General features: G+C 72.4%; 14 protein-coding genes. 8 read left to right on the forward strand and 6 right to left on the reverse strand.

From position 1 onward, the window contains the following. Window positions 1-16 precede the first annotated feature (16 nt). The gene (locus tag ABD808_RS32180) at window positions 17-430 is read right to left on the reverse strand and encodes an SCO2583/SCO2584 N-terminal domain-containing protein (RefSeq protein ID WP_344904972.1); all 414 of its coding nucleotides are present in this window, start codon (window positions 428-430) and stop codon (window positions 17-19) included. A gap of 220 nt (window positions 431-650) precedes the next feature. Here ABD808_RS32180 and ABD808_RS32185 point away from each other — a divergent pair, with 220 nt between their 5' ends. From ABD808_RS32185 to ABD808_RS32195, 3 genes are read left to right on the forward strand one after another with little or no spacing between them, the layout of a single operon-like run. Next, window positions 651-1,874 carry a glycosyltransferase family 4 protein gene (locus ABD808_RS32185; protein WP_425549008.1) on the forward strand — a complete coding sequence of 408 codons (1,224 nt, stop codon included), beginning with the start codon at window positions 651-653 and terminating at the stop codon, window positions 1,872-1,874. Between the two features lie 41 nt (window positions 1,875-1,915). After that, window positions 1,916-2,680 (forward strand): class I SAM-dependent methyltransferase, encoded by a 765-nt coding sequence (locus tag ABD808_RS32190; protein ID WP_344905925.1) that lies wholly within the window; start codon window positions 1,916-1,918, stop codon window positions 2,678-2,680. Further along, on the forward strand, window positions 2,670-3,782 hold the full coding sequence (locus ABD808_RS32195; RefSeq protein WP_344904977.1) for a prenyltransferase: 1,113 nt from the start codon (window positions 2,670-2,672) through the stop codon (window positions 3,780-3,782). The genes ABD808_RS32190 and ABD808_RS32195 overlap by 11 nt, the downstream gene beginning before the upstream one ends. Here ABD808_RS32195 and ABD808_RS32200 read toward each other — a convergent pair. Then, entirely contained in the window at window positions 3,763-4,443 is a 681-nt protein-coding gene (locus ABD808_RS32200; protein ID WP_344904980.1) for a class I SAM-dependent methyltransferase, read from the reverse strand. The two genes, ABD808_RS32195 and ABD808_RS32200, sit on opposite strands and share 20 nt — an antisense overlap. 115 nt (window positions 4,444-4,558) lie before the next feature. Here ABD808_RS32200 and ABD808_RS32205 point away from each other — a divergent pair, with 115 nt between their 5' ends. The 3 genes from ABD808_RS32205 (at window position 4,559) to ABD808_RS32215 (ending at window position 6,263) form a co-directional block, all read left to right on the forward strand. After that, window positions 4,559-4,750, forward strand: a complete 192-nt coding sequence (locus ABD808_RS32205) for a ferredoxin (RefSeq protein ID WP_344904984.1) — start codon at window positions 4,559-4,561, stop codon at window positions 4,748-4,750. A 96-nt stretch (window positions 4,751-4,846) separates the two neighbouring features. Further along, window positions 4,847-5,932, forward strand: coding sequence for an alcohol dehydrogenase catalytic domain-containing protein (locus tag ABD808_RS32210; protein WP_344904986.1), 1,086 nt, complete (start codon window positions 4,847-4,849; stop codon window positions 5,930-5,932). 145 nt (window positions 5,933-6,077) lie between these two features. Next, window positions 6,078-6,263 carry a hypothetical protein gene (locus ABD808_RS32215; RefSeq protein ID WP_344904988.1) on the forward strand — a complete coding sequence of 62 codons (186 nt, stop codon included), beginning with the start codon at window positions 6,078-6,080 and terminating at the stop codon, window positions 6,261-6,263. 206 nt (window positions 6,264-6,469) lie between these two features. On the opposite strand, the gene ABD808_RS32220 is transcribed toward ABD808_RS32215, so the two are convergent. Then, on the reverse strand, window positions 6,470-9,007 hold the full coding sequence (locus ABD808_RS32220) for a hypothetical protein (protein ID WP_344904991.1): 2,538 nt from the start codon (window positions 9,005-9,007) through the stop codon (window positions 6,470-6,472). 111 nt (window positions 9,008-9,118) lie between these two features. After that, window positions 9,119-9,682, reverse strand: a complete 564-nt coding sequence (locus ABD808_RS32225; RefSeq protein WP_344904993.1) for a DUF1707 SHOCT-like domain-containing protein — start codon at window positions 9,680-9,682, stop codon at window positions 9,119-9,121. Between the two features lie 198 nt (window positions 9,683-9,880). Between ABD808_RS32225 and ABD808_RS32230 the strand changes: the two genes are divergently transcribed. Further along, window positions 9,881-10,465 (forward strand): Uma2 family endonuclease, encoded by a 585-nt coding sequence (locus ABD808_RS32230; protein ID WP_344904996.1) that lies wholly within the window; start codon window positions 9,881-9,883, stop codon window positions 10,463-10,465. A gap of 11 nt (window positions 10,466-10,476) precedes the next feature. Further along, a complete protein-coding gene (locus ABD808_RS32235) occupies window positions 10,477-11,163 on the forward strand; it encodes a cupin domain-containing protein (RefSeq protein ID WP_344904999.1) in 687 nt (228 codons plus the stop codon). 27 nt (window positions 11,164-11,190) lie between these two features. Here ABD808_RS32235 and ABD808_RS32240 read toward each other — a convergent pair whose 3' ends face one another. Together ABD808_RS32240 and ABD808_RS32245 are read right to left on the reverse strand one after the other, a co-directional pair. Further along, entirely contained in the window at window positions 11,191-11,799 is a 609-nt protein-coding gene (locus ABD808_RS32240; RefSeq protein WP_344905002.1) for a GTP-binding protein, read from the reverse strand. Continuing rightward, window positions 11,780-12,172: a DUF742 domain-containing protein gene (locus ABD808_RS32245; protein WP_344905006.1), complete on the reverse strand. Its 393-nt coding sequence runs from the start codon at window positions 12,170-12,172 to the stop codon at window positions 11,780-11,782. Before ABD808_RS32245 ends, ABD808_RS32240 begins: the two co-directional genes overlap by 20 nt.

Below are 12,172 nucleotides of genomic sequence, written 5' to 3' on the forward strand. Positions count from 1 at the left end.
AACCCAAGGTTGACGATCAGACCTCGGGGATGTCGGTCGGCGCGGCGGTCGTCGGGGCGGGGACGGGCGAGTTCGTGATCGTCGGGACGATCGGCCGCACCGGCTCCTCGTCCCTGGACCCCGAGTTCCACCACCAGAGCGCGAACGAGATCGCGAACAGCACCAGCACGCCCGCGACCACCTGGAGTACCGCCGTGCGATGGCTCGGCACGCGGTTCCGGCGGCGCCACGGAAGCCGGGAGCCGGTGACCCGCCCCTGGGCCCGCCCCTGGGAACGGCGCGCGGCCCGGCGGGCGCGCCGCCGTTGGCGCCTGCTGGGCGGCCGCGCCCGTTCTCGCGCGGACGGCTCGGTGAACGTGGCGCCCTTGACGAAGTCGTCATCGAACACCGGCTCGTCATCGAACAGCGGCTCGTCGAACTCTGCGGCCATGAGGGTCTCCGGCGCGGGGGCGGCGGTCGGATGTCCCAGGCTAGTTGACGCGGTGTCGCGCTGACCCGGAGTCAGCCGGGGTGTCGAACCGAGCGGTAACGTATGGAAGCTAAGGTCTAGTTCAGCGACGGACGGGAGACGTGTGTGGGCGGGGGCTGGCGTGGGTGAGTCAGGCGGATCGAGCACACCACCGCGCCGGGACGACCCGCTGCGGGTGGCGATGCTCTCCTACCGGAGCAAGCCGCACTGCGGCGGTCAGGGCGTCTACCTGCGGCATCTCACCCGGGAGCTGATCGACCTCGGGCACACGGTGGAGGTGCTGTCCGGGCAGCCCTACCCCGAGCTGGACCGCGACGAGATCGTCCTCACCAAGATCCCCAGCCTGGACCTGTACGCGGACGAGAACCCGTTCCGCACCCCGTCCCTGCACGAGTTCCGCGACTGGGTGGACGTCCTGGAGTTCGCGCACATGCGCACGGGCGGCTTCCCCGAGCCGCTGACGTTCAGCCTGCGGGCGCTGCGCGAGCTGCGGCGGCGGCGCCGCGACTTCGACATCGTCCACGACAACCAGGTCCTCGGCCTCGGCAACCTCGGCATCGGACGGCTCGGGCTGCCGCTGGTCACCAGCATCCACCATCCGATCAGCGTCGACCGCCGGATCGAGCTTGAGGTGGCGCGCGGCCTCAAGGAGCGGCTCGGCAAGCGCCGCTGGTACGGGTTCGTCGCGATGCAGTCGCAGGTGTCGCGGCGGATCGGGACGGTGCTGACCGTGTCGGAGTCGTCCAAGGTCGACATCGTCAAGGACTTCAAGGTCGACCCGCGCCACATCGAGATCCTGCCGCTCGGCGTCGACACCCAGATCTTCCACCCGCGCGGCGAGCGCGTCCCCGGCCGGATCGTCGCGATGGCCAGCGCGGACGCGCCGATCAAGGGCGTGGACGTGCTGCTGCGCGCGGTCGCCAAGCTCGCCACCGAGCGGGACGTGCACGTGATCGTCGTGAGCCGTCCGCAGAAGGACGGGCCGACCGAGCGGCTGGTGCGCGAGCTGGCGCTCGGCGAGCGGGTCCGGTTCGTCGGCGGCATCGGCGACGACGAGCTGGGCGAGCTGCTGGCGTCGGCGGAGATCGCCGTCGTCCCGTCCCGCTACGAGGGGTTCTCGCTGCCCGCCGTGGAGCACATGGCGTCCGGGACTCCGCTGGTCGCGAGCCGCGCCGGGGCGCTGCCCGAGGTCGTCGGCGACGCGGGCGCCCTCGTCCGCCCCGGCGACCCCGAGGAGCTGGCCGCGACGTTGCTGCGCCTGCACGACTCCGCCGCCGAGCGCGAGCGGCTCGGCGCGGCCGGGTTCGCCCGCGTCCAGGAGCGTTTCGCCTGGCCCGCCGTCGCCAAGGCCACGGTCGGGCACTACCGGGCCGCGCGGGAACGGACGCGGACGCGGGCCAAGTAAGGGCGCGCCTTCCGGCGTCCCTGTAAGGAAGGAGCACGACCCTGCTGACCGTGGATTTCGAGCGGTTCCGTGTCGGCCCCGGAGACCGCGTCCTCGACATGGGCTGCGGCGCCGGACGGCACGCCTTCGAGCTGTACCGCAGGGGCGCGCACGTCGTGGCGTTCGACCAGGACGCGGGCGAGCTGGACGGCGTCGAGAAGATGTTCGGCGCGATGCGCCTCGAAGGCGAGGTGCCCGAGGGCGCGTCCGCCGAGACCGTCCAGGGTGACGCGCTCGACCTGCCGTTCCCCGACGACCACTTCGACGCGATCGTCGCCTCCGAGGTGCTGGAGCACATCCCCGACGACATGCGGGCCATGCGCGAACTGCTGCGCGTGCTGCGGCCGGGCGGAAAGCTCGCGGTGACGGTGCCGAGCTGGCTGCCCGAGCGGGTGTGCTGGGCCCTCTCGGAGGACTACCACACCGCGCCCGGCGGGCACGTGCGGATCTACACGCGCGCCGAGCTGGAGGCCAAGCTGAAGTCGATCGGGTTCCGGGTCGGCGGCCACCACCACGCGCACGGCCTGCACGCCCCCTACTGGTGGATCAAGTGCGCGGTCGGCGTGAACAACGACGCACACCCGCTCGCCAAGGCGTACCACCAGGTCCTCGTCTGGGACATCATGAGACGTCCCCTCGCCACCCGCCTCGCCGAACGCGCGCTGAACCCGCTGATCGGCAAGAGCGTCGTCGTCTACTTCGCCAAGCCCGCGTCCCCGGTCGCGCCGCCCGCCGCCCCGGTCGAGGAGACGGCGGATGCGGGCTGAGACCGGCCCGCCCTCGCTCCCGGGCGTCGTGTCCGGCGCCGACGTCACCGCGACCGCGCGGAGCATCGCGGCGCAGCAGGAGGCGTCCGGCGCGATCCCCTGGTTCGCCCCGACGGCGGGCGTCCCCGGCCATGTCGACGTCTGGAACCACGTCGAGGCGGCGATGGCGCTGACCGTCACCGGGTTCGGCGCAGAGGCACGGCGGGCGTACGAGTGGCTGCGCGGCGTCCAGCGGCCGGACGGGTCCTGGCCCGCCAAATGGGTGCTGGGCGAGGTCACCGAACCGCCCGCCGAGTCCAACCACGCCGCGTACGTCGCGGTCGGCGTCTGGCACGACCTCGTCGTGACCGGCGACGAGGAGTTCGCGCTGCGGATGTGGCCGTCGGTGCGGCGCGCGATCGACTTCACGGTCGGGTTGCAGACCCGGCGCGGCGAGGTCATCTGGATGCGGGACGAGGACGGCCGCCCGTCCGACCACGCGCTGCTCACCGGCTGCTCGTCGATCTACCAGTCGCTGCGCTGCGCGGTCGCGCTCGCCGAGCGTCTCGGCGAGCCGAGGCCGGAGTGGGAGCTGGCCGCCGACCAGCTCGGCCATGTGGTCGCCGCGCATCCGGAGGCGTTCGCCGACAAGAGCCGCTGGTCGATGGACTGGTACTACCCGGTGCTCGGCGGGCCCGTCCGCGGCGGCGACGCGGCGCGCCGGTTCGCGGACCGCTGGGACGCCTTCGTCGTGCCGGGCCTCGGCTGCCGCTGCGTGTCCGACCAGCCGTGGGTGACGGCGGCGGAGAGCTGCGAGCTGGTGCTGGCGCTGGACGCGGCGGGCGACCGCGACCGGGCCCTGGAGCTGTTCACGACCATCCAGCACCTGCGGCACGAGGACGGCTCGTACTGGACGGGCTGGCAGTTCGAGCACCGGCGGCACTTCCCCGGCGACCGGTCCACCTACACGGCGGCGGCGGTGATCCTCGCGGCGGACGCGCTGGCGGGCGCCTCCCCCGGCGCCCGGCTGTTCAAGGAGATCGCCGGACGGCCCCTCGGACCGGCCGCCGCCTCCGACCCGATCGCGTGCGGCTGCGCCCTCGTCACGGTCGGCCGCCCGTGACGGGCCCCGGCGTCAGCGGGTCGGTGTCGCCCGTGCGCTCCAGGACGCGGAGCGAGCCGACCGCGCGGCGCTCCTCGAACGCGCCGCTGGCCAGGGCCCGCAGGTAGACGTGGTACGGGGGCTGCCCACCGTCCCTCGGGTCGGGGAAGACGTCGTGGATGACGAGGGCCCCGCCGACGGCGACATGCGGCGCCCAGCCCTCGTAGTCGCCCTGCGCGTGCTCCTCGGCGTGACCGCCGTCGATGAACAGCAGCGCGAGGGGCGTCCGCCAGAAGGCCGACACCGTCCTGGACTGCCCGACGACCGCGACCACCTCGCCTTCGAGTCCGGCGGCGGCGAGCGTCACGCGGAACGTGGGCAGCGTGTCCATCCGTCCGGTGCGCGGGTCGACGAGCGACGGGTCGTGGTGCTCCCAGCCCGCCTGGTTCTCCTCCGACCCGTGGTGGTGGTCGACGGTGACGACGACCGTCCCGGCCGTCCTGGCGGCGGCGCCCAGGTAGACGGCGGACTTGCCGCAGTAGGTGCCGACCTCCAGCAGCGGGCCGGTGCCCGCGAGGCGCTTCCCGTACTCCAGGGCCGTCTCGTACAGGGCGAGGCCCTCGTCGTCGGGCATGAAGCCCTTGGCGCTGCGCGCGACCCGCAACAGGTCCGTGTCGGTCATCGGCCCCCCTTCGCTGAGGCACTCTATAGAAAAACCGTGCCGGGGAATGTGGTGGGTCGCCCCTATGAAAGACGACGCGAAAGACGACGTGTTCTGACAGGCGACAGGAGGGGCGATGCGAGTACGAGTCGATCCGATGGTGTGCGAGGCGAACGCCGTGTGCGTGGGGCTCGCGCCCGACGTCTTCGACCTCGATGACGATGACCAGTTGCGGATCCTGACACCGGACGTCCCGCCGGAGCAGTGGGACCGCGTCCGGCACGCCGTGCGCTCGTGTCCGAAGCTGGCGTTGACGCTGGAGGAATGACCGTGGAGTGAAACGGGACACAGGGGCTTTGATCCTCCGTAGGCCCATGGATACTCTTTGTTCTCACGCAGACCATAGAGTATAGAAGGAGGCCCCATGGCACTCGCCGCGGTCCTGCATGCGGTCGGCGACGAACTCGATCTACGCGACGACATCACGACGGTGGACCCCGGCCCGGACCAGGTGAAGGTCAGGATCAAGGCCACCGGGGTCTGTCACACCGATCTGTCACTGATCAGCGGCATCCTGCGGCAGCCTCTGCCCATGGTCATCGGCCACGAGGGCGCGGGCATCGTGACCGAGGTCGGCGACCGGGTGACCGGCGTCCGGCCCGGCGACCACGTCGTGATCAGCTGGATGCCCGACTGCGGCGAGTGCGTCGAGTGCGTGCGCGGCACCCCGTGGCTCTGCACGACCCTCCGCAACGCGGCCCGCACCGACCCCCGGTTCCGGCTCGGGGACGGCGCCGAGGCCTACGGCATGTCGGGCACCGGCACCTGGGCCGAGGAGCTGATCACGCACCACCGCAGCGTGATCCCGATCGCGCAGGACGTCCCGTTCGAGTACGCGGCGCTGCTCGGCTGCGGCATCCCGACCGGCGTCGGCGCCGTCATCAACGTCGCGAAGGTGACGCCGGGCTCGACGGTCGCGGTGGTCGGCGCGGGCGGCGTCGGGCTCGCGGTCATCCAGGGCGCCCGGCTCGCGGGCGCGACCACGATCCTCGCGATCGACCCGAACGAGGCCAAGCACGCGGTCGCCGAGCGGTTCGGCGCCACGCACGCCACGACCCCGGCCGCGCTGGAGGAGACCAAGGAGCGGCTGACCGGCGGCGCGGGCTTCGACTACGCCTTCGAGGTCGTCGGGAAGTCGGTCGCGGTCAACACGGCGTGGAACGCGACACGGCGCGGCGGCGACGTCATCATGGTCGGCGCTGGCGCGACCGACGACATCTGGAACGTGCCCACGTCCGCGCTGCTGTTCGACGGCAAGTCCATGAAGCCCGCCATGTACGGCGGCTGCGACCTCAGGCGCGACATCCCCCGGTTCGTCGACCTGTGGCGGGCGGGCAGGCTCGACATCGAGGGCCTCATCACCGGCCGGATCGGCTTCGGCGAGCTCAACAAGGCCGTCCAGGCGCTGGCCGACGGCGAGGTCATTCGCCAGATCGTCCAGTTCGACTAGCGCCGCTGGACGTGTGACAGGCGAAGCGGGATTCAGGACGTACCGAAAGAACGTATCGACCTGACCCTAATTACGGTGGCGTTTTCTCCCGTTCCGGTGGGGCACCGACCGGTCGCCAGCCCCCCAACGGGAGGAGACGCCGCCCATGGCGACCCGATACCGTCCGCACATCGGCATCGTCGGCCTCCTTTACCTGGCCATTGGGCTGTTCATCGCCTGGGACCGGGGTTATATCGACGGGAGCCTGATCCGGCAGGTCGGCAGTGCCCTTCTTGCCGTTTTCCTCTGGTTCCTCGTCCTGCTGGGCGTGGACCTGCACATCCGCGCCTAGCTCGCCGACCGGGCATGGGCCGTCCACACCCCGCCATGGGGCGGCCCGTGTCCCGGGCGACAGGTCGGCGTCGCGGCTCAGCCATAGACCGCAAAGTCCGACAAGAGTTACTTTTCACCTCATGATGAAAAAAGACTGTAGTTGCGGACATGGCGGCGGCTGCTCCTGCCCGAAGGGATGCTCCTGCGGCTGCAACGGCTGACTCATCACTCCGGGACGGGCGCCCACCAGAGCAGGGGCGTCTCCGAGCGGGCGTCGACCATGACGCCCGTGCCCAGGACCGCGAGGCCCGTGGTGGTCAGCGCCGTGAGGTGCTGACCACCGGGCCCCGACAGGCCCGGTACCTGGAGGAGCCGCCACGAGACGCCGTCGGCGGACGCGAGGACGGCCCCGTCCTGTCCCGACGTGCTCGCCGCCAGGACGAACCCGGCCTGCGTGGCGGTGACGGCGGTGGCCGTGATGCCCGCCCCGAGGGGTTGCGGCGTCCAGGTCGTCCCGCCGTCCGTGGAGACCAGCGCCGTCGCGCCCGCCCCGATCGCCACCAGCGCGTCACCGTGCGCGGCGACCTGGGTGAGCCGGCCCGTGGCGAGACCGCTCGGAAGCTTGGCGGGCGTCCAGGACGCGCCGTCCGGTGACGTCCACACGGCCGGTGCGGTGTCGCTGCCGCCGACCGCGACGTACCCGCGGGTCGTCGCCGTCACGTCGGCCGCGGCTCCGGTCAGGGCGGTGCGCGTCCACGTGGTGAGGTCGGTGGAACGCCATGCCGCGCCGAGACCGACCGCGACATAGCCGGACGGTCCCGAGGCGGCGGCCACGGGCGGCGGTCCGCCGGGGAACTCCGATCGTTCCCACAACGACCCGTCCTGCGACGTCATCGCCAGCGGGCCGGGCGCCGAGCCGGAGGTGCGACCCACCGCGAGCCACCCCTTGCCTCCCCGGACGACGTCCGAGAGCCAGCCGGGGGCGGCGGGAAACCGGGCCCGGCTCCACGCGTGGCCGTCGGGGGCGGTCCAGATCGCGGAACCGCCGTTCGTGCTGCCCACCGCCACGCCCCGGTCGGGCCCGGCGGCGAGCGCCCTGATCGAGCGTTCCGGACGGACGGCCCCCGGCACCGTCCGCAGGTCGACGCCGGACAGGTAGGCGTCGCCGCCCTCCCGTCCGGCGATCACCAGCGTTCCGTCCGCGACCGCCAGGCCGCTGCTGTCCACCCGCGCGGCGACGGTTCCGCCGGGCCGCCAGGCGCGACCGTCGTCGGTGCGCAGCACGGCGTGCGCGCCCTTCGCGCCCCGGACGAGGACCGCGAGGCCGCCGTCCGGCGCCCCGCCGAACAGCTCGACTCCGGAGCCGCCGAACCGGCTCGCGGCCTGCCAGCGCTGACCGTCCGCCGAGGTGAACAGCACCCCGAAGCGGGCCAGCCTGCGACGATTCTTGGGCCCGGTCGCCCGCCTGCCCTCGCGGACGACGGCGAACCCGCCCGGCCCGAACGTCAGGCCCTTGATGGGACCGTACGAGCCCTGGGCCTGCGGGACCGTGACGGGCGTCCAGGTCTTTCCGGCGTCGGTGGAGCGCCAGAGGCCGTCGCTCCGCACCGTGCGCGTGACCTTCTTCTTGCCCTTCTTCTTGGTGACCTTCCGCGCGCTCGCGCCATGCGTCACCAGGATGTCCGCGAACGAGGTCACGCCGTCGAGGCTCGCGGCGCCCGGGATGCCCGCGGTGCGCTGCCAGGCGGCGCCGTCCGCCGACGTCCAGACGACGGCGCGCCCGCCGGAGACGCCGACCGCGACGAAGCCGCCTCGGGTGCGGGTCACGCCGGTCACCCGGTCGGACGGGGTGAACGCCGCGCCGAGCTGGTGCCGCGTCCAGGTCGCGGCGTCCCTGCTCGTCCAGGCCACGGCGCCGCCGCCGGACGACGTGCCGAACGCGATCCAGTGACCGGACCAGCCGGAGACGTGCCGCGGGCTGTCACCGGACGGAGGCATCGAACCGTTGGCCGCGCGCACGTCGGCGACGGACCACTTGTGTCCCGCGTCGGTGGAGACGAGGAAGCGGGCCCGTGAACCACCGGGGCCGCCCGCGCTCGCGCTTCCGGCGGCCACGACGGTCGAGCCGGTGGAGGCGACGTCGGAGAGTTCCTGGACGAGCCCGTCCGTCGCGGCGGCCGGATCGGCTGCGAACAGCGAACCCACCGCCACCACGCCCGGCAGGACCGTCTCCCCGGAGTCGATGGGCTCGTCGCCGCCCCGCCGGGACGCGCCGACGATCACACCGCCCGCGAGCACGACGAGGCCCACCACGACCGCCGTCCGCGTCCGCCGCTTCGAGGACGGCCCCGAGCCCCCAGGCGGCGCCACCGTTCTTGAAGAACTCGACGGCCTCGAAGGTCTCACCGGTCTCGACTCCGCGCGTCTCGAAGGTGCGGCGCTCGGTTGTCCGGCGCTCGGTTGTCCGGCGCTCGGCTGCTCAGGACTCGGCTGCTCAGGACTCGGCTGCTCAGGGCTCGGCTGCTCAGGGCTCGGCTGTTCGGGTTGTTCGCCGCGTTTCCGGGGCGGGGCGCCGTGGCCCCAGGTCAGACCGGCCGCGCGCCACGCCTCGTACGCGCGCTGCCAGGGCGACAGCGCGGCGGGCAGGCCCGCGAGATCACCGGCGACGCCGAACGTCAGCCGCCGCCGCGCCCGGCGGGAGTCCGCGGGCTCCTCCTCGGCCGTCCGCCGGGCCTCGTTCTGCTCCGGGGTCCTCGCCGTCACACGCGCTCCTTCACGGTCCTCTCGGACCACCATCAAATCGCGCCACGCTCATCCATGTGTGGACATCCGCGCGAACGGCGGCCAATGGGGCCGCTGGAGCGTTCTATCACTTCAAGCTCGGCGTATACGATCTTTTGCCTGGATCGACCCCTTGTAGGCGTATCCCCTGATGTGGACGACCGGGGCGTCGGCGGGCGGGGCGGCGTGCACCTCGGCGGAGACGCCGACACCGTCCGCCTCCACCCGGACACCCGGCGGCACGATGATCTCGACCGTGGACTTGTAGGCCAGCACCCGCAGGGTCGTGACGCGGCGGGTCAGCTCGGCGGCGCGCAGGTCCAGCAGGCCGGTGCCCTTGTACACCGCGACCGTGTACCGCTCGGGCGGCCGCCAGCGTCCGGCCCGCGTGACCGAGCTCTTGTACGCGACCTGGAAGCGGCCCGCCGGGGTGCGTTCGGCGTCGTCCGGGACGGTCCCGACGCACCCGGACGGAAGGTCGGCGGCGACGGCCCCGAGTTCCCCGTGCGTGCGGGCGGCGAGCACCAGGTCGATGCGTTCGTCCAGCTCAGGCTCGCTCAGCCGCCCCTCAGCGAAGGCCGTGTGCAGCCGGACGAGCATCGCGTCTCGATCTTGGTCCGAGGCTCGTACGGCCTGGGGATGTTGGTCGGCGCCCATCGCGTCTCTCCCTTCGGCCCGCACAGACTCCTCCCTCCACCGGCGGGAGAGTCAAGGCCAAGACGAGATGTATCTTAACCACCCGCCGCTCGGTTTTCGAGACATTGACCGCATCCCGACGCGCGATCATGAATGCGTCGCCCCCGGACGTCCGTCCGCTAGATTCGGAAACGGCGGTGGAGCGAGGGAGGACGACTCATGGGCGGGACGCCCGGCCGCGCGCACGGCCCGTACACGCTGTACGACCTGGACGCGCTCCCCGAGGACGGCCGCCGCTACGAACTCGCCGACGGCTGGCTGAGCGAACTGCCGGGCGACCTGTGGCACGACCACGCCGCCGCCCAGCTCAAGGCCGTGCTGAAGGAGGCGGCGAGTCAGGCGGACGCCGACGTCCACATCGCCGGTGCCCCGCAGGACGTGACCACCCCGGCGGGCGTCCGCAAGCCCGACGTCTTCGCCGTGACCCGCGACACCGCCCGCGCCGCCCTGGAGCGCCGCACCCGCACCTACTACGGCCCCGACCTCATCCTGGTCGCCGAGATCGTCACGCCCCGCACCGGCAGCGAGCGGACCGACCGCGTCCGCAAGGTCGACGAGTACGCCGCCACCGGCATCCCCCACTACTGGCTCGTCGACCTGGAGCCGCGCCCCACGATCACGCTCCTGGAACTCGCGGACGGCCAGTACGAGTTGACCGGCAAGGCACGCTCCGGCGAGACCGTCACCCTCGACCACCCCTATCCCATGACGTTCGACCCCGCCCGACTCTCCGAAATGGACTAATGCTGCTCCTGATGACGCTCGAAGGCTGGGAGGCCCAGCCGGGGCCTCGGTTCGTGCTGGACGAGGCGGGCGCCGTGTGGGCCCCCGACGACGAGGGTGCGCTGGCCGTCGCCGACGACGTGTTCACCACCGGCCAGGTCGTCGCGGTAACGCTCGATCCGGCGCCCGGCGCGATGCCGCCACGCGGGGTGATCGACCGGACGACGGCGTCCCGCGTCCGGTATGTCCGGCGCGGCCCGGACGGCGAACACGTCGCGCTCCTCGACCAGCCCGCCACCGCCAAGGCCCTGAACCTGCTGCCGCACCCGGAGGGCGGCTGGTTCCGTGAGACGTGGCGGTCGGACGTGACGTTCACACCGTCCGGCTACCCGGGCGAGCGGGCGAGCGGCACCGCGATCTACTTTCTGCTACCGCCGGGCGAGGAGTCGATGTGGCACACCGTCCGGTCGGCCGAGCTGTGGCTGTGGCACCGGGGCGGCCCGCTCACGCTGTTCCTCGGCGGGGACGGGGAAAAGGCGTCCGGCACTCGCGAGCCCGTCACGCTGGGCCCGGACGTGGCGGACGGCCAGACACCGCAGGCGGTCGTGCCGCCGGGTGTCTGGCAGTCCGCGCGTCCGGCCGGTCCGGAGGAGGTCCTCGTCAGCTGCGTGGTCTCGCCGGGCTTCGACTTCGGCGACTTCCGCGCGCCCGACCAGTAGCCGATCCGGCCCGGCGAACGACCCGCGCTAGTAGCTGATCGTCGCCTGCCGGGTGCTCATCGTCCGCATGATGTGCTCGATGAGGGTGATGAGCACCTGCTTGGCGTCCTCCCGGTCGCGCACGTCGCAGAAGGTCACCGGGATGTCGGGCGCCAGGTCGAGCGCGTCGCGGACCTGCTCGGCCGAGTGCTGCCCGGCCCCGTCGAACCGGTTCACCCCGATGATGAACGGGACGCCGCGCCGCTCGAAGTAGTCGACCGAGGCGAAGCAGTCGGCGAGCCTGCGGGTGTCGACGAGGACGACGGCGCCGAGCGCCCCCTTGGACAGCTCGTCCCACATGAACCAGAACCGGTCCTGTCCGGGCGTCCCGAACACGAACAGCACCAGGCCGTTGGGCAGGGTGATGCGCCCGAAGTCCATCGCGACGGTCGTCGTCGTCTTGGCGGCCACCGCGCTGGTGTCGTCGATCCCGATGCTCTTCTCGGTCAACGCCTCCTCGGTGCGCAGCGGGCGGATCTCGCTGACCGCGCTGACGAGGGTGGTCTTGCCGACACCGAAACCACCGGCGACGAGGATCTTCACCGTCAGCGCGGAGTCGCCTCGCTCGGCGTCCGCGTCAGAGCGCACGGATTCCATCGATCACATCCTTGAGTACGCGCTCGCTGGGGAACTGCGCCACCGGCGCGGGACGCCGGACCTGTATCAGCGAACGGTCGAGCAGGTCGCCGAGCAGGACACGGACGACCCCGAGGGGCAGGCCCAGATCCGACGCTATCTCGGCGACCGACAGCGGTGTGCGGCAAAGCTCCAAGATCATGTCATGTTCCGGCGCCCAGGACGGCTCGGAGACCGAATCGTCCACGGGTCCCGGAGCGGGGGCCACGGCGGAGATCAGGGCGACGAGGTCGAGGTCCTCGCCGTCGTAGTGCGTGCGTCCTCCGGTGAGCGCGTAGGGGCGGACGACCGGGCCCGCCGCGTCATCGTCGTCGTACCAGGAGCCGTCGCCCAC

It is taken from the genome of Actinomadura meridiana, assembly GCF_039537545.1.
Classification (GTDB): domain Bacteria; phylum Actinomycetota; class Actinomycetes; order Streptosporangiales; family Streptosporangiaceae; genus Spirillospora; species Spirillospora meridiana.